Here is a 24,573-nt window from a genome sequence, read left to right on the forward strand (position 1 = left end):
TGATAACTCTATCTGAAGCTTATCATATCCCTGGACGTTTATTCCATTAATAGAAGGCTTCCGGGATTAATTTCTGCAGTCTGACTAAAATTGCCGCTGCCTGCTCACGCACCAGAATCTGCTTAGGATCGAAACGGCTCCCGCTGCCGGTCATTACTTCATGTTCATTCACGGCCTGAATCGCCTGGCGGCTCGCCTCTGACAAACTGGAAGTATCGGCAAACTTCACACGGTCCGGGCTGCCGTACGTAGACAACCGGGCAGCTTTGGTTACCATATCCGCCGCTTCTTCCCGCGTAATACCGCGGTCCGGTTCGAACTTGCCGGCTGAAGAGCTGATAATGCCCAGCTCCTCAGCCTTGGCGATGGTACCGCTGTACCATTTGTCCGCCGGAACATCCTTAAAGCTAGAAGTGGCCTTGGCATCGGGGAACTCATGCAATAGCCGCAGCAGCAGGGTCAGAAATTCAGCCCGGGTCAGCTTCTGCTTAGGAGCCAGCACATTTCCGCTGGCACTCACGCCCTGAATATATCCGCTGCTGAGCGCTGTTGCGATATCCAAACGTGCCCAAGCTGCGACTTTATTGGCATCCGTAAAGCTGGCCAATTCCGGGGAAGAGACATGCAGCGCAAACGTCCGTTTGGAAAGTGCTGGAGCGGCATCTTTACGGTATTTGGTGACTTGCACAGGATAGACACCGGGCTTCATCCCGGCAAAAGACACCTTTCCCGTGCTGTCAGCCACTACGCTTTTTCCTTGAAGTGTCACTGTAGCGCCGAAAGCCGGAAGACCGCCCAGCTGACCGTTTGACTTGGTGATATGGAGGGAAAACGGCATATTGGCGCTTGCGTATCCACCCATTTCCTGGCCGTTTTTATCTTTCCACTTCACTTCCATCCGGTCAAGCAGTTCTGTATCGTCCGCGTAGTAAACGAGCAGCTGATCCCCATTGCCTATCGTCAGTCTGTACGGGCTATTCTCAGGATACATCCATGCACTGCCCCCGCTGAATACAGCAATCTTCCATTCTCCGCGTCCATTGTATCGCCCGTTCTGAATCCCTTCTATAGCTGTGAAGGCCGGTTTAGCTGCATCCGCATTCAGCTTATACGCCAGACCCTTCGCCTGTAAAAAAGCTGCCGCTGCCTTCACAGCATCTCCGCCAACAATATGCCCCCCGGCAAGGGTGCCACCGGGTCCTTCGACCTGAATCGTTGCCCGGTCAAGTCCAGCATGATGTAGTCCGCTATACAGCATGCCAGCCTGCTTGGACAGCAGCTTATAGGAAGTCAAGGCAAGGTAGGCTTGCACAGTAGCGGGACTATCGTTTCCTCCGCCTGCTGTCTGCGCAAAGCCGCCACCCGGAAGCTTCCGCGCCAGCAAATGGTCCAGCAACGAGGCTCCGCCTTCCTTGGTGAAATCTGCTGCATCAACTCCCTGCGAGGATAAAGCAACAATCACCTGCGCTGTCGTCGTAGTTTTACCATCGAATCCTCCGTCTAGCTGCTGCTTGCTCTTAAGCCACTGCAAAGCCTTCTCAATCAGCTGCGCAGTTTGTTCTGAACTCACTTCGGAAGCAAGTGCCGTCAGTACCCAGGCAGTAGCTACCAGATCTCCTTGCTTCTGCCCGGCCAGCGGCCAGCTGCCATCCGCTAGCTGCATATCAAGCAGCTGATAAAACAGCAAATCGGGGTAACGGTTTGTCCGCTCCAATGAATTTGAAATGGAGTTCTTCGAGGTAATATAGGCGGCTGCTACCGCTGCTGCCCCTTCCGAATCAATTCCGGCATGATTCATCAGGAATGGATAAAGATCAATACCCGCGATGTTGTTGATGTTGCCCCCCGCAGCACTGTAAGCCAACGCTGTTCGAGTTAGCTCTGCCACCTTGGTGAACTTGCCCCGCTGTTCCAGAATCTTATCGGCAGTCTGCTCCAGATATCCCTTGGGCAGACTGCGCCCATTCTTGAAGAAACCTACGGCTGCTTCGTCCGGGAATGGCTGTATCGTAAGCAGCACATTCTGCGCCCCTTCCAAGGTACTCTGCATCTCCGCTGTGAATACCGCGGTTGTCTTTTGTGCCGGAGACGGCTCCGCCATTACCCTGCCACTCAGCAATACAAGCAAAATACATAATGCGGTAAGTGTAACCTTCCTTATCGTCCTGTTTATGGGTGTTGCTCTCATATTCATTCTCCTCCAATGTAGTTTGCTAGAACTTTATAAGGTTAGACGCAGCGAAATGGGATTTTGTTCCTGACTATGTTTCAATATACATTTTTTATCCAGATAAGAATAACAAAAGACCGCACAGCTACCCGCTTACACGGTAGCCGTACGATCTTTTCAAAACCTTTATTCAGCCTGGCCAAACCCCAGCTCACGGTATAATGTCTGCTCCAGATAATCGTGAAGATAGAACCGGGATTTCACAAAATGCTCCGCCATATCGGATGGCTGGTAACGCTCCAAAACCGCTTTCATGCGAGGCAAAACGTTCTCACGTCCACGGCGATTTCTCATGTAATTGTTCAGCAGCGAATGCCATTCCGCATCGTCTCCCGGATAGAGCTCCCAGCGGTAGACATATTTGTGGATCGCCCGCGAACGGTCCGTCGCCGCTTCAAAATCATGCATAATGGCAATCAGCTCTGCTTCATCCTTGTGATCCTTCACCTTGTCCAGCAGCTTCCAGATAACATCATAATAATCTTCCAGCTGATAATTCCCGAGCTGAGCATGACCTGTTCTAGGATCAATGCCATGAAACCGCTCCATGAATCGATCGATAAATGTTGAGGCGTCCGCTTTGCGGTTCCAGGCCAAATCGGCGTGCAGCAGCATCGGATACCACGTCGTCTCGAAGATACCATAAGGAACGCCAAGGCTGAACGGCCCCGTCCAGTTCGTGGCGACGATGCAACCGAGGTCCAGCTTATCCGCTGTCTCCGCCCATTGGAGCAGATTATCCGTCCGGTTCAATAGTACCGGATAATTCTGATGTTCAGCCCAGTCAAAGCTGCGAACCGCCGGTGCTCCCATAACCTCGATGCCTAGTGACCTGAATTTATCCGCAAGAGAAGAAACCTCAGCTTCAATATTACGTCCGTTGTATATCCAGATCATCGCCGCACTCCGCTTATCCAGCTTTGCCAGTTCCTCCGGCGGGCATTTGTCCAGCATGTCATGCCAGAAAATCACTTTTTTACCACGGCTGGCTGTAAATTCAATCAAAGCGTTCAAAAAAGCGATAAACGCCCGCTCCCGTACCCCTCCGAACAACGTTTTACAGCGTTCGCATTCACATAAGCTGTACACCTCGTCGCAGCCAAGGTGAATATAACGGGAATCCGGATGAGCTTCCATCATCTCCTGCAACAAATCAGTAATCAGCTCGAAGGATTCCGGATGCGACGGGCAGATCTCCCCCAGGGATAACTCCGTTTCGCGCAAGTGCCGCCAGGTGCCGTGGCGGAGTACATACTCCAGATGCCCAAAACTCTGCTGCAGCGGAATGATCTCAATAAAATATTCATGGGCTGTGCGTTTCAGCTCTTCTAGCTGTGTGAGACTTAACGAATGCTGTGGATGCACGAATTCCGGGTACTTCTGGAACGGGAATTTATCTTCGTATTCAATCAGAACCGCATTCGTTTTATACCGGGCAAAATCCGCCAAATACGATAGCAGCAGCTCTGGCTTGGAAAAAGTCTGGCGAAGATCAAAATTCATCGCCCGCAAAGTAGTGTCAGGCCAGTCCATGATAGACACGGCAGGAACTTCCCCTACTGACTTACGCAGTTGTAATAACGTTTGTAACCCGTAAAATAGACCCGGCGCGTCCAGTGCACGAATTACCACCCGGCGCTCCGACACTTCCAGCCTGTACCCTTCCGCCCGGCCGTTAAGCAATTTCAGATCTACTTCATCTGGCTGTGCTCCTTTCGTTTCTGGCTGCGAGAGACTCTGAAGAATAAGTGAATATCCCCTCCCCGAGATAACATGTGTACATTCCAGCTCCGGAAACGCCCGGCGGCAATGAACCACCAGTCTCAGATCATGCCGCTCCATATAGAGGCTCAGGCTTACATCCTCGCTGAACTGAAAAGCTTCGCCATCTTTCGCTTGGATCTGCTTCGGTTGCGGTATCAAGCTCTGCATCGTTCTCCTCCTAATCTTTGCTGTAATTAATTACTGCAAGCCTTGCTATGACCCTTTTTCCAGCATTCCAGCACGTTAAGTGTCCTGTCGTCATAGCAGAAGCTCACGAGATCGGCAGGTGCTCCAGCCCTTAGCCCTGCCGCCTGCTCCAGCCCCAGCAAAGTGGCCGGATGAGCAGAAGCACAATCCCAGGCTTCATCCAGCCGGGCTAATCCAGCCTCCGCAAGATAGGCCACCTGATCTGGAAGCATCATGGTGGAACCTGCCAGCAGCTGAGAATTGCCGGCCAGATGCAGCCGCCCTTCTGCTGCTAATACAACCTCTCCACCAATGTGCAGGTGATAAGTTCCCGGCGGCATTCCGCTCAGCGATACAGCATCGCTGACCAAGATGGTGCGGCTGCGCTTCATCCGCAGAATTACTTTCAACAGAGCGGGCGGCAAATGTTGGCCATCTGCAATCATACAGCCGTAAAGCTCATCCGCCGCCAGCTGCTCCCACAAGTAGTTGGGATGACGGGGCAGCGTCAGATGTGTACCATTGCCGAGATGCGTAGACATCACCGCTCCTGCCGCAACCGCTTCCCTAATCTGCTCGGAGGAAGCTGCTGTATGCCCTATGGAAACAAGGATGCCTGATTCACTGCACCGGGCGATAAATGCAGCGGCGTTTGGCCATTCCGGAGAGACGGTGAGGATACGGATAAGCCCTTCAGCCGCTTCTTGCCAGCGGCACAACATATCCCAATCCGGCGGGCCAATATATTCCCTTGGATGGGCGCCGCGTGGACCCTCTTCTGGTGACAGAAAAGGACCTTCCAGATGAATTCCTACAATCCCCTCAGCATCTTCCGGATACAGCGAAGCGGCTTCCGCAATGGCGGAGACCGCTTGTGCCAGCGCTTCTTTGCCATTAGTAATCAGAGTTGGACAATAGCTGGTTACCCCGTTTCCTAGTAGAAGTCGGGACAGTTCCAATATCGTTTCAGGCTGCAAAGGCAGCGTGTTGAGATCCAGCCCCCAGCCCCCGTTCACTTGCAGATCCACCAACCCGGGTGCCAGCCAGGGCCAATCGGCCCTGGCTGGACTCTCCGCAAGTTCGGTGACCGAAGTGATTCGCCCCTGCTCGACACTTACCTCAACCGGCAGCCCAGTCTTGTAGTGCCTTCCTTTAATTGGCGCGTTCATAGGCCAAAGGCAGCCCGATCCGTGAACATCGTGATCTCCGGATGGGTGCGCAGTATAGTAGCTGGACATGCCGTGCTGATCGAATCATGGAGCGCCGCCTGTAAAGCATTGCGTTTGGACACCCCAGGTACAATTCCGTACAGGTGACGGCCAGCCAGCAAGGCTGGTACCGTAAGCGTCAGCGCATGGGTTGGCACCTCGTCCAGCCCGGTAAAACAACCGTCATTCACCTGCTGGCGACGGCAGGCTTCCTCCAGTTCGACCGCTTTGACCAGCTGCGGGTCGGTAAAATTAGCAACTGGCGGATCATTAAACGCGATATGCCCGTTTTCCCCGATCCCGAGGCAAACGATATCAATAGGAGCCTCGCTCAACAGGGCCGAATATCTCTGGCATTCCTGCACCACATCAGCGAGACCATCCAGCAGTTCTACCCGGCCAGGGTTAACCCGACTATATAGCCGATCTGTCAAAAAACGGCCGAAACGCTGGGGAGCCGAAGCCGCAAGGCCAATATATTCATCCATATGAAAAGCATTGACCCGGGACCAATCAATCCCCTGCTCCCGCACCAGCCCCTCGTACAGTTCATTTTGCGAAGGTGCGGCAGCAAACACAATTCGGACCTGACGCGCAGAATCTTGAAGCAAAGCTCTAATTTTCTGCGCAACCTGCGATGCCGCCGCAGCGCCCATTAGGCTACGATCTTCATAAACCTGAACGGACATCTGCTCTACTCTGTGTGTCTCTAAAGGCTTAATGATGTCATTCATCCCGCTCATCCTTTCCGGGCAACTATTGCCCTTGGCACCAGACAGATTAATTCCCGTTTAACTGAATGTTCTGAACACGGTCGTAAGCTTCCTTATAAGTAGCCAGCAGCTTATCCACGCCGAGATTGTTCATCTCCTCCACATATTTGTCCCAGTCGGCCAGCTTTCGGGAGCCGGTAACAAACTTGGCAAAGCTTTCATCGCGGTGTTTTTGGATCGCCTGGCCGGTTATCGCAATAATTTCATTCTCTTTCTCCGTAAATGCAGGCCGTGGCTGCATCATGGACGGATCATATTTCGTCGCTTCTTCAAAGGCATACTTTAAATTGTCTGAGAACAACGACAGATGTGCCCCAAAGTCGATCCAGGTGTATGTTCCGCTAGTCTGAAGTCCTGTCTGCTTCCGCATTTCGATCACATCGTTGTACTCTGGTTTGAACTTAATCGTGTCGCCTTCCTTCACATACGTCTCGCCCTCCACGCCCCAGCTGCTGAGCGTACGTCCCTCTTCGGAATAAAAAAAGTCCATATAGCTCATCACATCATCGATGTTCTTTGAGGTTGATGCCACGGTTAGGCCACCTTCCATATAATGAAAATACGGGTTCAGTTGCTTGCCGCCGGCAATGCCCGCTGGAGGAGCCATGAACTGCATGTTGAACTCCGGATTTTCCTGCTGCATCGCATTGTTAAAAAAATCGATCCGGCTGATGTAATCAATGGTCACAAACGATTTGCCCGTGGACACCATGTCCTGCCATTGCTTAGTTTGCAGAGATAGAAAGTCGGGTGGAATCAGCCCTTCGTCATAAAATATTTTCCACATGCCAACCATTTCCTTGTAACTATCTTCCGTGGGTCCAAAAAGCCACTCTTTTTTAGCAAAATCATAATAAGCCCCTTCACCCGTCCCGTAATTCACTGTCATATTGGCATTCATTTCATCGGGAATTTGTCCGTAGCGGATCGAAAGCGGATAGCTGTCCGGATATTTTGCCTTCAAGGTTTTTAGAGCTGTATGCAGCTCCTCATATGTGGCTGGTGCCTGGATTCCTTCTTTGTCAAAAATGTCTTTACGGTATAACCAGATCATGCGGTTCGTCTCGCCAAAGCCCTGATTCGGGAACATATACATTTTGCCATCAGCAGACAGTGCAGCCTTCGCTTCCTCTGGATACTGCTTTACCCAGGCGGACAGATTCGGCATTTTGTCCATATACTCCATCAAATCCACCAACGCACCCTGTTGCCCGAATTTATTCGATTCTTTGCGGTTAGGCATATACATCAGATCCGGCATTGCCTTCGAGGCAATCGCCAGGTTCAAGCTCTCTTCAAGCTTTCCGGAAGGGGTCTGCACCTCGAGTGTGACACCGGTTTTCTCCTTCAGCCAGCTCCAAATGGGCCAGCTTTTCGAATAAGGGAACGTAGCATTGTTGTCTAAGAGCGCAGTGAAGGTTTTTTCCGTTTTGGACGAGTCAGTAGGTGAAGCGGTACTGCTGCCCTGAGTACTACTCTGCGGCGAGGTGTCATTGCCCCCTCCGCTGCAGCCAGTTACTACGGTTGCTGCAATCATCAGTGGCAGCAGTACAGATTTCCATTTGTTCATTACGATCTCTCCCTTATTCTGAATTTGTGACGGTTCCACCCGCCTCAGCCTTTAACCGCGCCAATCATAGCCCCCTTAACGAAATACTTCTGCACAAATGGATATACAATCAGAATCGGAAGCGTCGAGACCATAATCGTCGCGTACTTCAGCGATTCTTCTATCACCATGTTGTCACCTCCAATGCTAGTGACATCTCCCGAGCTAGCACTGCCAGCCAGCACCAGATTGCGCAGCAGTACTTGCAGCGGGAACAAATCCGGTGAGCGCAGGTAGAGCAGCGGGTAAATAAAGTTATTCCACATGCCAACCGCGTAAAAGAGCGCTATGGTGGCGAAGGAAGCCTTGGAAAGCGGAACAATAATACGGATAAATATACCGATATCATTCAGTCCGTCGATGCGGCCTGACTCCTCCAGCTCTTTAGGAATGCCGGAGAAAAAGGTCCGCATCAGAATCAGATTCCAGGTGCTAACCGCACCCGGCAGCACCATACCCCATACGGTATCGACCAGATCCAGGGAGCGAACCACGAGGAATGTGGGAATCATCCCTCCGCTGAAAAACATCGTCACCACAATCAACAGTGTGAAGCTCTTGCGCAGCGCCATATCACTGCGTGAGAGTGCATAGGCACCCGTGGAGGTGACCACCAGCGAGATCAGGGTGCCAAGCACGGTGTAAATGAGTGTATTTTTGTAAGCCACCCAGATTTGCGAATCTCCGAGTACAAGCTTATACATATTCAGGTTAAAACCCTTAGGCCAAAAAGAAACTGTATTCTTCATGACATGCACATCACTACTGAGAGAGACAGCGAGCATATGCAGGAACGGATAAAGCGTGACCACCACAACCACAAGAAGGATAAAAGTGCTCACGACATTAAACCAGGATAAACGGGGTGATCTCATCACCACACCTCTTTTCTACCATAAACTTGTCTCACTTACACGACGGCTGATGTAATTTGCTGTATAGATGAAGATCAAGCTAATCACGCCCATAAAAAGATCAATAGAAGCGCCATAGCTGAAGTTCCCCTGCACCATACCCACCCTATAGACATAAGTACTGATAATATCCGCTGTGTCGTAGATCGCCGGGTTCTGCATCAGGAATACCTTCTCGAAGCCAATCTCGAGCACTTTACCGATATTAAGAATCAAGGTGATCACGATGGCGGGTGAAATGCCGGGCAAGGTGACATGCCATATTTTACGCATGCGGCTGGCTCCGTCCATATCAGCAGCTTCATACAGCTGAGGGTCGATAGCGGTCAAAGCGGCCAAGTAGATAATAGTCTCCCAGCCGATATGCTGCCAGATTTCCGACAGGACATAAATACCGCGGAACAATCCAGGTTCATTCATGAAATTGATCGGTCCAATCCCTATGGCACCAAGCAGATTATTAATCAGCCCTCCGGTTGGGGATAAAAACATGATTACCATACTGGCTACAATGACATTTGAGATAAAATGTGGAAGATAGCTGACGGTCTGCACAACTCGTTTGAAAGCAGCCTTGCGCACCTCATTAAGCAGAATCGCCAGTAGAATTGGTGCCGGGAAGCCAAAAAACAGCTTATATAAACCAAGCAGAAAAGTGTTTTTCATCAGCGGCCAAAAATCGGGATTCTCTATAAACATCCTGTAATATTTGAGTCCCACCCAATCACTGGCCCAAATCCCTTTAAAAAGATTGTAATCCTTGAAAGTGATAACTAATCCAAACATCGGTGCATAGCGGAAGATCAAATAATACAACAGGCACGGCAGGAACAGCAGCCAGAGCGCCTTGTTTTTATTCCAAGTTCGAAGGATTCCCGCTTTGTGGCGTTGAGGTCGTTGGGGTCGCCGGTGCACTTTCTTTCGCATTTTGTCCTGCACTACGCTAGCTTGAGCCATATGCATGTCTCCTCTTGTTAAAATGATCATAACTCATATAGATGTCAGATTACTTCCCCCTTTTTTCCGGGATTTGTCTCCGAATTATAGCTGCATTTCTTTGGAAAGCGCTATCTACATGTTATATAACATTTCGCCTTAACTGCGGATTTCCATAGAATAGCGTACAAATCAGCAAAATTGCATATTGTTGGTGTTAGCTTTTTGCCGCTATGATAGAATTAATCCAATTCATTTACGGGTGCATCCAAAGGGGGATACATATGAAGGGATCGGTTACTGGCAAATTTGCGCTGAATGCCCTGTTCGTTAAGCTGATGCTAAGCTTCCTCAGTGTCATCTTGATTTTGGCATCATTTAATCTGTTCTCCCATCTGTATTTAAGCGGCAAAATCTATAAGGAGATGATCCGGCAAAATGAGCTTGGCCTCGCACAAACGGTCGAAGGCTACGAAAATCATTTCCGGTTGACCCAGAACATCATTCTTGCCCTCACCCAATCCGATTCATGGACTGCCAATCTGGGCATTCTAAGTCACCTCAAAGAGAACCGCCGATATGATATCCCGGCAGAAGTGATATCGGATCTCTCAACGCTGTATGCTAATCCTTTTCTGCATATCGAAAATTTCATTCTCTATTTTAAAAAGGAAAATTATGTACTGGAGAGGGAGGGCCTAAGCAGCGCCGCAGATATGTTCGGTAAATACTACTTCAGTGCAGAATACCCTCCGGAGTACTGGAGCCGGCAAACGATGGACAATCAATTTTTAAAAGTCATGCCCGCCGCAACCTTTACCGAGAAAACCATAAATTCCACCCGTACGCTCGGAAGGTTAATGCCAGTGCTGGTCAAAGCGATTCCTTATGAGGAGGTGTACGGCATTGTCATGCTGAATCCACAGCGGATGCAGGCTGCCTACGGAGATGCCGGCAATACCCCGTTCTATATTCTGGATGCGCAGAAGAATCTATTGTTTTCCACATCAGAGGGTAAACTGCAAACAAGCCAGCTTCTGGAAAGTGACAATGCCCATGAGCGGGTCGGAGATCAATATTACTTCTATGAAAAAGGTAAACAAACCGGATTCACCTATATCCGAGTGACCGAGGTAGCGGCTATTGCCGCAGAAATGCGTGGTATGCAGCTATTGCTGGCTGTGTTACTCTCTGCGGCAGTACTGATCAGTGTTCTCTCATCCCTGATCTTCAGCCATCGGCTTAACCAGCCGCTCCAGCGCCTGATTGCTGCCTTGGACCGTAAAGCGGGCAGCCGGCCAGAAAAATTGAGCAGTGTGAAGGAATTCGCCATTATCGGCGACCGCCTGAGCTCCATTTTGGAGAATAACCGATTCATCCAGACCGATCTTGATCATAAGAACTCACTGGTACGCCAATATGCCTACACTCATAAAGTGAAAAATATCCCGCTGAGTAAAAGTCTTGCGGAGCTTGAAGATGTCCGGCAATCCGAACTACCCTATGCCTCCATTCTGTTCAAGGTCAGCTTCAAAACCTTGCCGGACGAATTTGAGAAACACACACTGATGTTATGGAAACTAATCCAAACCTTGATCACCGGAGGTGAAAGCGACAGCGTCGCACTCCAGCCGGAGCAGGATCAGCTCTTGCTGCTCCTGTTCAACCCCGGACCGCAGAGCAGTTTTCTGCAGGCTCTTGATAAACTGAAAGAACTGCTGGATTCGGAGACATCCTTATATCTGACTATTGCTGTAAGTCCGGTATATTCAGGCGAAACCTCATTTACCGATGCCTACAATAATCTATCGATGTTGTTAAATGAGCGTAGATTGAACGGGGAAACACAAATTATCGTAGAACCTAGAGCCTCGTCCGCCAAATCCTTTCATTTAAAGGTGACCCACGGAGAGGAGCTGCACAATCTGCTGCAGTCTGGCAATGAGGAGGCTGTATTCGCTTGGCTGGATCGTCAGCTGGAGCAGCTGCAGCACAAGGACGCAGCGGCGGCGGATTTTCGGGCATTTGCCTTGGGAGCAGCGGAACAGACGAGCAAAACGGTGACGAAGCTGAATCTGCCCCAAGCGGAAGCGGAGCGTCTCTTACCACCCCGACTAGAGCCATTTAACGCTTTCCACTCAATGGATCAATACAAGGAATGGCTGCGTGATCTGGTTCGTCCTGTGCTCGTGGTCATCAGTAACCGCTCGGAATCGCGCGACCCCATTATCAGCTTTGTGCTGGATTACTTAGACAAACATTACGGCGAGGACATCAACCTCAACCTAGTAGCAGACAAGTTGAATTTAACTCCAGGTTACCTGTCCAGCATTTTTAAAGAGAAGACAAACATCAACTTCAGTGAATATCTGAACAATCTGCGGATTGAGCGGGCGAAAGAGCTGCTAATGAATCTGGAACTGCGGATTCAGGATATCGCGCTTCAGGTCGGTTATCAGAACGTAAATTCCTTCATCCGTATGTTCAAACGTTGTGCGGGAATAACTCCGGGCGAATACCGCAAGCGCTATTCCCGTGATGATTCACTCCCCTCCTCCGGCCTTGGCTTGTAAAGGGGCTACATTTCAGAGGAGAGGACAAAAAAGGCCCCCATTGGCTGGGGGCCTTTTTGTTGTAAAGATTTGCAATCAGAATCCCGTTTTTGGAATCTCTATTGGCACAATATTATAGGGCGCTGTCATACCCGTCCGCACCCGATACATCTGGTCATGAGCCTTTCTCGCTGCTTGTACGAAAGGTTCATATGGACGGTTGCAGACATCCACTACACCTATTTGATAGTTTTCTCCGTCATAACGTCCAAGCACGGGCTGATCATTCCACTGAAAATAATGAACTCCGATCAGCTGCGGGATGGCTGCCCCCTGCTCCACATAATAACGGTAAGCTTCACCGCGCTCCTTCTGAGTTGCCACCGCACGGATCCCATAAGCCAACATGCCGCCTTCAGCCGCACCAAAATGATATTCCCCAATCATGACTGGTTTGTTCAGTCGTCCGCTGATCTGGGCGATCTGTTCCTTGTCAGGACTGAACTGATAGCAGTTCATAGAGAATACATCAAACCATTCGCAGCCCTCCAGCACCTCATCACTGCCAACCCAGGCATAACGCATTCCCAAATTCAGATGATTCGGATCCGTCTGCTTGCAAAGACGGGCTGGCACTTCTACATACCGCCGGATCATGATCCGGTTGAACTGGTTATAATCCACTTCTCGGGCAGAAGTGAGATTATCCCCGGTTACATTCACATTCGATACATCGTATAAATCCTCGAACTCTTCAAAAACGCTATCCCACGCCTTGTTTAATTGCTCCACTGTTTTGTACTTTTCTGCAAGCCAGCGAATGAATTCCTTCTTGCTGGCATAACGGACCGGAGATTTCAGCATCTGCCCGGTCAAATTCAAGCCATCCACGAATGCCCAATGTGGCTCATTACGCATGAAATAGCCAACCATTCTCTGGTCCTCCCTTAATGGAAGAAGCTGCTCCGCAAAGCTCCCGGCATTCCGCTCATACTCCGGGCTAAACACATCCGGGAAATCGCGGAAAATAGATTGCTCCGTCATAGGAAAGTCCACTAGAGGATAAACATACGGAAGCTGAGATTCCTTAATGAAAAGATCATTGGACCAGTTACCGATGGTGTTGTATCCCCATTGTTGTAAGCGAAAATCCGTCATAGCCACCCAGTTAGGGCGCCACTCCGCCCCAAAAGCAGTGATCAGATTAGCAATCTCGAAGCTGAATTCCTCGCCATCCTGTGACCAAGCTTCTTGATAGATTCCTTCCCGCTCCGGCAACGAGGGTATCAAGTGTTCCATACCCGTTACATGCATAGAACAGGCTGGACCCACACAGTCCATACCCGTACTAAACAGGGCATAACCCTCTGGATCAACGAACCACCAGCGGCTGCCGTCAAACTCCGTGCGGAAATATCCGGTTGCCGCGAAACTCAGCGCTCTCCAACCTCCGTACCTGCTGAGGTCACCTCCACTGTGATCAACTTGTGCCACAAATTGCCGCTCTGCGCGCAGCCGATCGGTCAACGCTTCTGCATCAACCGTTTTTCCTGGCCAATCCCTTCCCTTTAATTGGCCCAGATCATCTATATATGGTTGCTGTTCATACTCAAAGGCGGGCTCAGTTAGACTTAGAGCCAAGCCACTAATTTGCACAGCTCTACTTGTTGTTGAAGGGAGAGTAGCGATAGAGAATCGGGTGATATGCTTGCGATCGATGCCTGCATCTCCCCTCAGTACTGTCTGCATCACACCCGGATAACGGGGAAGGAACAGCTTCTCCCCATTTAAATGAATCAAGGGTAAACAAATTTTCGTGCGTACACCAGGTAAAATTCCTACATGATAAGTAATGACGCGATGATCCCGATCATAAAAACTGAATAACAGCACCAGAACGTCATGGCTTTCATGGTAAACCTCCGCATTAACGAAACCATAATCGCACCAAGCGGCGGATTCCAGCTGCCCTGGCTGAAGCTCAAATCCACCACCTTCTGGTGTAGTGATTAACTGAAACGCCTCAGAGGAAGTCGCAGTAAGTTGTGTATGGGGGGCACTTTTAAACCATTCCATAGGGAAGGAGACAGATAAACTCATCGGTATACCTCTTTTCTCTAAACTGTTTACCTTACTGAAATCAGTTGAAAAAGCTGCGGGTCTGCACCTAGACGGGGATCATGGTAGCGTTTGGATTCAAGAAACACACAACCCCAGCCCCCACGCTGTTCTCCTGCTACGGTAAGAACTCTTCCGTCATTGCTCCCAATAGTCAGTGAACCTGCTTCTGACTCTGTAAGCAACCATATAAACTGATCTTCGTTGTCACGAATAGGCTCCAGCAGCAAGGAATTCAACGGGCCAATAGATAAGGCCTTTTCACTGTTTCGAATTCTTGCCCTACCCGTCTCCCCGTATTCAACCGTCCATCTCTGCTGCTGATCTTCATACGAAAGCGTCCGGACTTCGACGTTCAGGGTCCCCTCATGTTCAATGGATTGATTTCCCGCCGCCAGATAAAGCCCCATTCCTAAGCTTTTCAATCTGAACAGATCACTACCAGAGCTGCATTCCACAGCTACGACTCCCTTCCTAAGGTCAATCATCGTTCGCTCTGCCCAGTCAAGCTTCATTTCCCGGCCAGAAGGAAAGCTGAGCGGCAGAAATACATAGGAAGAGGCATAATAATCCGCAGGGTCCCAGCGATCCCCAACATACAGGTAAGAGCACTGGTCATTGTCTGTTCCTACAATAGGAACTATAAAAGCAGGCTGGCTGTCGTATGTAGTGATGTCGCCCAAAGGCAGCAAGGGTGACCAACGACCAAATAATTCCTCAGACCAGGCATAGGTTCCTTGGTTAGGCAACCAGCCCGTACAGGCGGACGAGATGAGAAAGTATACACCCTGACGTTTCATTAATGCAGGTGCTTCACGCGCTTGTCCGGGCCACAAGGTCTTGACCTGTTCTTCTATGCTGAGGTAATCAGGTGACAGACGATACATAATAAGATCAGCATTTTCCCTTGCCGCGGAGATAAAATAAGCCGTCCCATCGTCATCCTGGAACAGGGTGCAGTCACGAGACATGTTACCTATCGGATTAAAGCTGCCCCGGTAAACATAATCCCCATCTACCGTCCCGCAATCAGCGATCGCGCAGCGCGCATCAGAGTAGTCGCGTCCATTTTCCCAATGCATCCACATAACAAATCTCCCTGTAAGTTTGTTGTAAAGTACTTTTGGACGCTCAATTACCGCACCCGTTGGGCGACCCTCCCTGTCCAAGGGTTCAAGCTCTAATGTGGTGCGATGATAAATTGGCTGTACCGGTGAATCGAGTGTGAGCACATCATTGCGCCATTCCCAATTCACTAGATCCACAGACCGGTAGCAGCTCACTCTCCGCCGATCCATCCGGTTCTCACCAAACCAGTAATAATATCCATCCGTACAGAGCATATGTCCACCGTGTGCATGTACAGGATTTCCGTTCATATCCAGAAGCGGAGCGCTATTTAGTAGGGTGACTGTATTCGCGTTTTCGTCCATGATTATCCTCCAGAGGATCAGATTTTTATACAAAAAAGCAGGTTCGGCCAAGGATGATCTTAACTGAACCTGCTGTTCTTGCGAACTTATTTCAATCCCATCTGAGACATCACATCCACCTTGCTAGCATTGTTATACCATTCGTTGATTTCTTCGGAAATTATCGTACCGCCTTTGTCATGCCATTGCTTCACGAAGTCATCGTACGCAGTTAGCGGCTCTTTACTGTAAATAATTTTGGTGAAGGTTTCCTTTTCCATCGTATTCAGTTGCTCCCAGGTTGTCTGCATAGTCTTGGTAGGAGGACCGTTAAATGCATTTGGAAGCAGCGACTCTCTATTCTCATAGGAAATCACATATCCCTCTTTGGCTGTTTCATCATTTGCTGCCGATCTGATCAAGACCCCATTCTCTGCTTTTGCACCTTTGGAAAGATCATAAAAAGATTTACCTGGGCCATCAACACTTGGTGTATTTTTGGTAAAAGCCATTTTTCCTACACCTTGAGCGGCATCCAAAGGAGTATTGAATTTTTTGGAATCGAATACCACTTCATCGCCTACGATGTCATAATCATATCCCTGAGCATAACCATATTTGAAATCTCCGGTACCAAATGCTGCATCGTAAAGCTTGTCATAATACAAGAAGAAAGCTTCCATATTGTTGAAGTCTTTATTAAACATAAAGACACCATCGTTCTGTTGACCGGATTGGTAGGTTCGATCCCCACTTACACCGTTGATTGTTGGGTAAGCTTTGATTTTAGCCCCTTTTACGTTAGTTTCCACATCTTTAACACTGCCGTACAGCCAAGGACGGCCAATAATAATCCCTGCTTTGCCTTCAGTGAAATCCGCCAGTGCATCCCAGGCACCCTGTGTAGCTAACTCCTTATTTAAATACCCTTTGGAGTACCAATCGCGTAGTTTAGCTAACGCATCTTTTGTCCCATCAGCGACGGAACCGTAAGTGAGTTTACCATTGTCGTTATACCATTGGCCGGGGAGACTCTTCCCTGTATAAGCACTAAAAATCATTACAGAATCGCTTACCCAGCCCGTGTTGTAAGAATCTTTTCCCGAGAAATCAAATCCATAAGTATCATTTTTTCCGTTACCGTCCGGGTCATCATTCGTAAAAGCAGCGATTACCTGTTCAAATTCATCTATATTTGTTGGCGCTTTTAAATTTAATTTATCTAACCAATCTTGACGGATAAGCATGACTTCACCTTCAGTGAGATTGGGCGAGATCGCCATCCCATAAACCTTGCCGTCCTGGATAACCGGGTTGAACGTTGTTGGATATTGTTTATATATTTCTTTCAGACGCTCAGGCATATATTTGTTAATGTCTTCCGCAATATCTTTTACAAGTCCAGATTGAATCAGATCATTTTCTAATGAGGTGTCATACACTGGCAAAACATCCGGAAGCTTCTCGGAACCAGTGAGCGCTAAACGAAGTTTCGTATTATATTGGGAGGCATCACCGCCCAAAAGAGTAGTTTGGATGTTAATTCCTAGATTCTCGACACCCCAGCGGGTCAACACATTATCATTTAAGCTCTCCCCGTTGATATATTTACCGGCATTCTCATCTTGTTGCTTGGCGATGTTGATAGTAATAGGAGGATCGTATTTGCCGTCTTTGAGAACCGCTTCTGCCGCATTAGATTCTTTACCGTTTGAGCCGCAGCCCGCTAGCAATCCTGCCATCAATACAGTAGTCGTTATTAAGGCCCCTGTTTTTTTCATCAATAAGCTCCTTTGAATTAAAGTTTTATATGTTGGTCACGTTATTCTTTTACAGCACCCAGAACGATGCCTTTGACAAAATACTTCTGTAGAAACGGGTACACAAGGATAATGGGCAGTGTGCTAATAAAAATTTGCGCAGCTTTGATACTCTGTTCTGACAACGCGGCTGCTTCTGATTGACTAAGTGCCATACTCTGCGCTGAACCTTGCACAACTACAGTCTGTAAGAATGAAGCTAACGGATAGTCCGTTGTATTCGACATATACAAAATCCCATCAAACCATGCGTTCCAGCTCCCCACCATGATAAACAATCCGACGGTTGCCAGACCGGGAAGGGAAAGCGGAAGATAGATTTTCCGGAAAATGACGAAGAACGAAGCCCCATCGATAAATGCCGCCTCTTCAAGCGCCTTAGGGATTGTTTTAAAGAAATTCATAATCAGAATCAAATTATAAGCTCCGAAGGCACCGGGAAGCACGAGCGACCAGATCGTGTCCTTGAGCCCAAGTTTCGTAACCAATATATAAGAAGGAATCAAACCACCGGAAAACAACATCGTGAATATAAAAATCCACATTAAAGCATTACGCCCCCGGAAATCTTTGGACAAGGCATACCCTGCCGTTGTAATAATAAACATACTGATTAACGTCCCCAGCACCGTCCGGACCACTGAGATTCTCATCGAGCCTGTAAAATTCGTGTTTTTAAAAGTTTTCACATAGGCTTCGATATTAAAGTCCACCGGCCAAAAGGATACCAAATTCCCATTTACCGCTGTCTTACTACTAAATGATTGTGCTAGCAAATGAAGCATAGGCAATAAACACGATAAGGCTACTAGAATCAGGAGGATATGATTGAAAATCGAAAATATCCTATATCCCTTGGATTTATAATACACTCCCATTCCTCCTAACAGTTTTGTAAGCTTAACAACGTCGATTTAAAATATCTTGTAGTTAGCTACCTTGTAAGCAATTCGATAGGAAATTACGATTAATATGAAGCTGATGCCGGATTTAAACAATCCAACAGCGGTACCAAAACCGTATTGGCCATTCAATAAGGATGACCGGTAAACATAAGTATCGATGATATCTCCCGTACTATAGACGAGTGGATTGTATAAGTTAAAGATTTGGTCAAATCCTGCATCCAGGATATTCCCAAGGCTTAACGTTGCAATTACGATGATCATCGGCATCATACTCGGTAAAGTAACATGGCGTATTTGTTGGCGGCGTGAAGCGCCGTCGATCTCGGCTGCCTCATAATAAGAAGGGTCGATCCCTGTAATCACCGCTAAGTAAACAATCATGCCAAATCCGAAGTTTTTCCATAAATCACTGATGATGATCGTCGGTCTGAACAGCGTAGGATCGCCCAAAAAGAAAATCGGTTTCAGTCCGAGGAAATTCGTAAGAAAATGATTTATGCCCCCATCCAGACCTAAGATATCAATCATGATTCCGGCAACGGTTACCCAAGAGAGAAAATGCGGTAAATAGACCAAGGTTTGAATGCTCTTTTTAATCCCCATGTTTCTAATCTCGCTTAGCAGAATCGCCATAAAGATAGGAACTATAATTCCGACTATAATTTTGATTACAGCAATAATGAGGGTGTTGATAATGGATTGTGTGGCCTCTTTATATTGAAAGATTCTTGCGAAGTTATCCCAACCAATCCAAGTTGAACCTGTAATTCCAAGCCAGGGCTTGTAATCCTGAAAGGCCATCACTAATCCGACCATAGGACCGTAGGCAAAAATTAGAACGAATACCAAAGCTGGGATACATAAAACATACAATGGCCAATTTTTTTTGATTTCCTTTTTCCAAGGATTTTTTCTGCTTTTTTTAACGTTGGCCTTCTCACTCCATTTAAGCTGGGTATTCATTATCTGTGCTATTGTGCTTACCCCCTTTTACATTCTTGGCTGCTAATTTCTTTCTGGTTTAATGTTAACAAAAGCGCTTTCATTCGAAAATGTCTCAAATTAAATATCATAACCACTCGCTAAACATCTTTATAAACGCTTTCATTTTGCAAAGGCTCTTCTCTTTTTCTTTTGGAATATATGGCTTATGATGAATTCACAAGAGTCCTAGCGACAGGAGTAATGCTTATGATTAAAAAAGTAAATATGAAACGATTCATATATTTTTTCGTTTTTTTCCTTTTACTGACCTTAAGTTTGTTTTTCGTAATGAACTCCCTAGGTTCCAAAACCATTCAAGAGAGCTTGGTTAACTCCTCCAAAAATCAGCTAGCTTATACGGAAAGCATACTGGATGGCATCATCTCTGAGGCAAGTTTGTATGGCATCCAATATACAGCCGACACCTCCGTACGTTTCTATCAAAGCAAAATACAAGAGATGAACAATTACGATACACAGATGAAAAAAAACGATATCTATGACCGCATATCAGCACCACTCCTCTCCAGTCAGGCCATTGAATCTATCGGTATCTACTGGAAAACGGACGGCACTTTTATTTTTACGGGTCATGATTCGCTTGCCAAACAGCCCTTTCAGAAGGTAACGCAGCGAGGCTGGCAGATTGTTAATAACAATTTGTATTATTTTTCAATCTACCCTTATATTCATGAACCTAAGAATCCTGCCAATATTCAGTACATTGTGGGTGTTAAGCTGAAAAAGGAGTATTTAACAAGTCTGTTAGAGAAAGCAGTGAGTGGCGGTGAGAGCTCCAATGCCTTTTTGCTTGTGAACAAGAGTTTAATGATTAGCAATAAAGCGGTGGATATTCGAATCGAGGAAAAAGCCAAGGAGACGATAACACCCAATGCACATGAAATTCTAAAGTTTGACTATCATATCAACGATGACGATTATTATGTTTTATCAAAGTATATTGAGCCGATTGATACGTATCTAGTTACCTATACGCGAATGAGTGATTTTTTGAATCCGCTTAACCGGAATAAACAGGTGTTTTTTGTCAGCATCTTAATGATCTTGATCATTGGCCTTATCGTGATTTTTATGTTCTATCGAAACTATTATCGCAATGTATATCTGCTCGACAAGAAATTCTACCAAGTGGAACAAGGGAATTACAGCACCAGAATTAGTGAGAACCCGGACAATCAATTTTATAGTCTATTTAAAAGCTTTAACCACATGGTCGCCAAAATACAGGCTTTATTCGCTTCATTAAAAATAGAAACCGAGCTGCGCAGAAACGCGGAAGTGAAACAGCTGCAGGCTCAGATCAATCCACATTTTCTTTACAATAATCTGTTTTTCATTATGGCTGTGGCAAAAACTTCACCGGAAGCCGTAATGCAGATGAGCAAACATTTAGCAGAGTACTATCGTTATTTAACAAAAATGAATTCAGATAATGTTACGTTGGCTTCTGAATTGCAGCTTGCCGATCATTTTTTATCCATCATGTCACTTTCCAAAAAAATAAATTATGAAATCAACCTGCCCCCTGAACTGGGAGAGCATCTGATTATGCCACTGATTATCCAGCCTATGGTCGAGAACGCGATTCAGCATGGGATTGAAGAACAGCAAGGGGCTTACCGCGTTACTATAGATGTAAAAGCACTTGATACTGGAGCGTTAATTATTGTAGCCGATGATGGTAAGGGGCTTACTGCTGAGGAAATACACCAGCTAATGGCCAGGCTTGAGAATGAATCCCCTCCTGAAGGATCAAGAGGAATTGGTCTTTGGAACATTCATCATCGCCTCAAAAATGCGTATGGTGAATTAAGCGGACTGCGGTTCTTCATTAATGACTGGGGCGGTTTATCCGTGCTGGCATTCATAGATTTCTCGCTGGATGAAGGAGGACAATATGCGATTACTGATAGTTGATGACGGGCATTACATCGTTGAATATTTAAAACACCTGCTGGATTGGAACAAATTTGGAATTGAGCATATGGAGACGACAACAAATTCGATTGAAGCCAAGGAGCTATTGAATCAGAATCATATAGATATCCTTATTACAGATATTCGTATGCCCGAAGTATCCGGCATTGATTTACTGCATCATGTTCATGAGAAAAAGCTCAATACCAAGGTAATTTTCCTCTCCGGTTATTCTCAATTTGATTATGCACAACAAGCCATTCGTCTGGGTGCACTCGATTATTTACTCAAGCCGGTAGATAAAGAGGATATGGAAAAAGCCATGAGTCAAGTTATTAAGAGTATCGCAGAGAACCCCCCAAAAACTCCAGTGGCAGAGAAAAAGATAGATGGGCTAGGTTATTTGCTTTCTGTTATTAGCGATCCTTCCCCACTACGTTATGATCACAGTACATTCGATCCTACCTTCCGGAATGAGCATTTTTGCTTTTTTCATATCTCAGGGGCTACTGGGAAAGATGAAATGATGTTAAAAGATCATAATGGTGGACGAGACTTTATTTGGACCACTCCATCAGCCATTACTGGAATTATTCCAGAATCAAATATCGAAACTGTGACAAGCAGCGTCGATTCCATTTCTTTTTCCGAGCCGTTTGAATTTTCTCAAAAGCATGCTGTTCGGCATATTTTTTATCATTTCTTTTTTAATGAAAATATAGGTACCAGTGACTTTACTATGCTGCATGACTCTAGTGCTCTCCCTAAATTAGAGCTGGGAGAATGGGAGCAAACCAGAAAAAACATTTTAAAAAACTTTGCCAAGCTCACTGTCAAAAAACAAAAGCTCCTCTACCTGCTCGAATTCATTAATTTGCTGTATTCCACAACCGCTAAAATACAATCAGCTGAGGCCGCAGACTGGATTTTCAATCAATTATCAGAGCCAAATACGGCTCTTCAATCCATCTTGCAGAGCCTCACCCAATTAGATAGAAGCGCTAAATTTTCCAATCAAAATATTGTTCATACCATTCAAGCCTATATCTCCAATCATATTAGTGAATGCTTGAGCCTGGAGGACTTAGGGAAAATTGTTCACCTCCATCCTGTTTACCTGTCCAAATTTTATAAGCAGGAGACGGGCGAAAATTTATCGAGCTACATTTCTTCTAAACGCTTGGAAAAGGCCTCCAAGTTATTGATCGATTCCAACTTACATGTGCTCGATATTTCACATCTAGTCGGCTACAAAAAGCCACAATATTTCATTAAGCTGTTCAAAGATCAGTATGGCATTACGCCTTATCAATATCGAAGACAGCAGATTAAATGAAACAAAAATTGAACAGATCAGCAAAAAAGTTTACACTTTGAATGAAGTAACGAACCATGGAAAGGAAACCTGCTAATGTTGCGCTCCTCCTACACCATTCGCTCGGAAGAACAAGCTTCTATGCTTCTGTTTGATTCAATTGGCTGGGAACAAGCCGAGACTCCGGCATATTCATTTAACGGCCAGAACCGGACGGAGAGAAGTTGTGTTATTTTTCAGTACACCTTATCTGGAGAGGGTAGAATTGAAATAGACGGGGTTGTTCACCCATTAACGAAGGGCAAAGCTTTCCTAGTGACTGTCCCCAGTATACACAGATATTATTATCCGGAGGAAGGTACAGAGCCCTGGGAATTCATTTGGCTGAATGTACGAGGACCTCTAGCTATTTCACTCTGGAACCAACTGATCGCACATGGCGGTCCCATTATAGAACTCCCTCAGGAATCGGTTCCGATGGATTTATTGTGGAGTATGTTCAAGGACATACAGGTTGATGAGGAAAGAGATTTGCATTTTCTAACGGGGAAAACCTTTCAGTGGATATTGTCCATGGAGAAATACCTCAAAAAACCGAGTTTGTTAACCACCTATATAAAAAATGACAAACTCCATGCCGCTATACAATTTATGAAAAATGATCTGCACAATAATAACCTTAGCTTAGACGATGTCGCCGCACATGTTGGAATTTCCAAACATCATCTTTGCAGACTATTTCAAAAAAACATCAATCTTTCGCCTTTTGAGTATTTAAGAAGGAGACGGATCGAGCTGGCAGCATCTATGCTGAAAACAACAGATCAGACGATCTACCAGATCGCTGTGGACACCGGGTTTGACAATGCCAGCTATTTTGGCAAAGTCTTTCGTTCCTATTTTGGAGTCAGCCCCTCCACTTACCGCGAGCAGGATCTGGAGTTCCTGTCCAAACATGTGTTTTTTGAAAATTGATGTTGCTCGGCATAACCGTTCGGCTTCGATAGAGCTGAGTGGCATGCGTGGCGTGCTAATTCGGGTCCGGTGGATGCAAGTAGTAACCATTCAGATTTGGTGGCGCCAACTCAAAACCATCCCCCGCCGCTTTCGGACTCAGATGACGCTATTTGCTAATTTTTCGCCTTTTGAGCACAGTTTCGGACTCCAGTGCAGCTATTCCTTCGAAAGAGGTGCATATTAGGTACTTTTCGAGTCAATAGCGACTATGCGGTCCGATAAAACTCCAAATGTGTGAAAAGGCTGCGGTTAGCGGCAGTTGAGTCCGATAGCACTACGTTGGATGGGTAAGCAACTTTCATGTCGCATAATTGGCGTCCAGCAGGCCCCGGCTAGGTAAGCATCTTGCTAAACACCCTAATTCGTGTCCGGCAGCACCGACTCACAACCATCCCCCGCCACTTTCGGACCCCAATGACGCTATTTGCCAATTTCTCGCCTTTTGAGCACAGTTTCGGACTCCAGTGCAGCTATTCCTTCGAAAGATGTGCATATTTGGTACTTTTCGAGCCAATAGCGACTATGCGGTCCAATAAAACTCCAAATGTGTGGAAAGAGAGCGGTTAGCGGCATATGAGTCCGATAGCACTGTGTTGGTTGGGTAAGCAACTTACAAGGCGTACCAATTCGCGTCCAGCAGTCCCCGGCTAGGTAAGCATCTTGTTAAACACCCTAATTCGCGTACGGCAGCACCGAGTCACACCCATCCCCCGCCGCTTTCGGACTCAGATGACGCTATTTGCCAATTTTTCGTCTTTTGAGCACAGTTTCGGACTCCAGTGCAGCTATTCCTTCGAAAGAGGTGCTTATTAGGTACTTTTCGAGCCAATAGCGACTATGCGGTCCGATAAAACTCCAAATGTGTGAAAAGAGAGCGGTTAGCGGCATT

At 47.0% G+C, this 24,573-nt stretch carries 16 protein-coding genes; 4 read left to right on the plus strand and 12 right to left on the minus strand.

Translation table 11 applies throughout. From position 1 onward, the window contains the following. Positions 1-46: 46 nt before the first annotated feature. The 7 genes from NSS82_RS24300 to NSS82_RS24330 all read right to left on the minus strand — a co-directional run bounded on the left by NSS82_RS24300 (position 47) and on the right by NSS82_RS24330 (position 9,641). The gene (locus tag NSS82_RS24300) at positions 47-2,188 is read right to left on the minus strand and encodes an S-layer homology domain-containing protein (RefSeq protein ID WP_076272191.1); all 2,142 of its coding nucleotides are present in this window, start codon (positions 2,186-2,188) and stop codon (positions 47-49) included. A 168-nt stretch (positions 2,189-2,356) separates the two neighbouring features. Beyond that, on the minus strand, positions 2,357-4,162 hold the full coding sequence (locus tag NSS82_RS24305) for a DUF4838 domain-containing protein (protein ID WP_076272192.1): 1,806 nt from the start codon (positions 4,160-4,162) through the stop codon (positions 2,357-2,359). Between the two features lie 26 nt (positions 4,163-4,188). Then, positions 4,189-5,349: an N-acetylglucosamine-6-phosphate deacetylase gene (locus NSS82_RS24310; protein ID WP_076272193.1), complete on the minus strand. Its 1,161-nt coding sequence runs from the start codon at positions 5,347-5,349 to the stop codon at positions 4,189-4,191. Then, the gene (locus tag NSS82_RS24315; protein ID WP_306031460.1) at positions 5,346-6,131 is read right to left on the minus strand and encodes a glucosamine-6-phosphate deaminase; all 786 of its coding nucleotides are present in this window, start codon (positions 6,129-6,131) and stop codon (positions 5,346-5,348) included. The genes NSS82_RS24310 and NSS82_RS24315 overlap by 4 nt, the downstream gene beginning before the upstream one ends. Before the next feature lie 37 nt (positions 6,132-6,168). Further along, positions 6,169-7,731, minus strand: a complete 1,563-nt coding sequence (locus NSS82_RS24320) for an extracellular solute-binding protein (protein WP_076272195.1) — start codon at positions 7,729-7,731, stop codon at positions 6,169-6,171. A 44-nt stretch (positions 7,732-7,775) separates the two neighbouring features. Then, a complete protein-coding gene (locus NSS82_RS24325; RefSeq protein WP_076130282.1) occupies positions 7,776-8,645 on the minus strand; it encodes a carbohydrate ABC transporter permease in 870 nt (289 codons plus the stop codon). Positions 8,646-8,660: 15 nt separating this feature from the next. Then, a complete protein-coding gene (locus NSS82_RS24330) occupies positions 8,661-9,641 on the minus strand; it encodes an ABC transporter permease (RefSeq protein ID WP_081386549.1) in 981 nt (326 codons plus the stop codon). A 263-nt stretch (positions 9,642-9,904) separates the two neighbouring features. Here NSS82_RS24330 and NSS82_RS24335 point away from each other — a divergent pair, with 263 nt between their 5' ends. Continuing rightward, the gene (locus NSS82_RS24335) at positions 9,905-12,193 is read left to right on the plus strand and encodes a helix-turn-helix domain-containing protein (RefSeq protein ID WP_076272196.1); all 2,289 of its coding nucleotides are present in this window, start codon (positions 9,905-9,907) and stop codon (positions 12,191-12,193) included. 75 nt (positions 12,194-12,268) lie between these two features. Here NSS82_RS24335 and NSS82_RS24340 read toward each other — a convergent pair whose 3' ends face one another. The 5 genes from NSS82_RS24340 to NSS82_RS24360 all read right to left on the minus strand — a co-directional run bounded on the left by NSS82_RS24340 (position 12,269) and on the right by NSS82_RS24360 (position 19,393). After that, positions 12,269-14,248 (minus strand): beta-galactosidase, encoded by a 1,980-nt coding sequence (locus tag NSS82_RS24340; protein ID WP_340960910.1) that lies wholly within the window; start codon positions 14,246-14,248, stop codon positions 12,269-12,271. A 50-nt stretch (positions 14,249-14,298) separates the two neighbouring features. Beyond that, positions 14,299-15,723 (minus strand): family 43 glycosylhydrolase, encoded by a 1,425-nt coding sequence (locus NSS82_RS24345; protein ID WP_076272198.1) that lies wholly within the window; start codon positions 15,721-15,723, stop codon positions 14,299-14,301. 86 nt (positions 15,724-15,809) lie between these two features. Next, entirely contained in the window at positions 15,810-17,483 is a 1,674-nt protein-coding gene (locus NSS82_RS24350; RefSeq protein WP_076208408.1) for a hypothetical protein, read from the minus strand. 41 nt (positions 17,484-17,524) lie between these two features. Further along, positions 17,525-18,394, minus strand: coding sequence for a carbohydrate ABC transporter permease (locus tag NSS82_RS24355; RefSeq protein ID WP_081383383.1), 870 nt, complete (start codon positions 18,392-18,394; stop codon positions 17,525-17,527). Positions 18,395-18,436: 42 nt separating this feature from the next. Further along, positions 18,437-19,393, minus strand: coding sequence for an ABC transporter permease (locus NSS82_RS24360; RefSeq protein ID WP_081382600.1), 957 nt, complete (start codon positions 19,391-19,393; stop codon positions 18,437-18,439). A 228-nt stretch (positions 19,394-19,621) separates the two neighbouring features. On the opposite strand from NSS82_RS24360, the gene NSS82_RS24365 reads away from it, so the two are divergent. The 3 genes from NSS82_RS24365 to NSS82_RS24375 all read left to right on the plus strand — a co-directional run bounded on the left by NSS82_RS24365 (position 19,622) and on the right by NSS82_RS24375 (position 23,642). After that, a complete protein-coding gene (locus NSS82_RS24365; RefSeq protein WP_076272199.1) occupies positions 19,622-21,352 on the plus strand; it encodes a sensor histidine kinase in 1,731 nt (576 codons plus the stop codon). Next, entirely contained in the window at positions 21,333-22,688 is a 1,356-nt protein-coding gene (locus NSS82_RS24370; protein WP_076272200.1) for a response regulator, read from the plus strand. Before NSS82_RS24365 ends, NSS82_RS24370 begins: the two co-directional genes overlap by 20 nt. Positions 22,689-22,763: 75 nt before the next feature. Continuing rightward, the gene (locus NSS82_RS24375; protein WP_076272201.1) at positions 22,764-23,642 is read left to right on the plus strand and encodes an AraC family transcriptional regulator; all 879 of its coding nucleotides are present in this window, start codon (positions 22,764-22,766) and stop codon (positions 23,640-23,642) included. Positions 23,643-24,573 lie beyond the last annotated feature (931 nt).

It is taken from the genome of Paenibacillus sp. FSL H7-0735, assembly GCF_038008505.1.
In the GTDB taxonomy this organism is placed as follows: Bacteria; Bacillota; Bacilli; order Paenibacillales; family Paenibacillaceae; genus Paenibacillus_AQ; species Paenibacillus_AQ odorifer.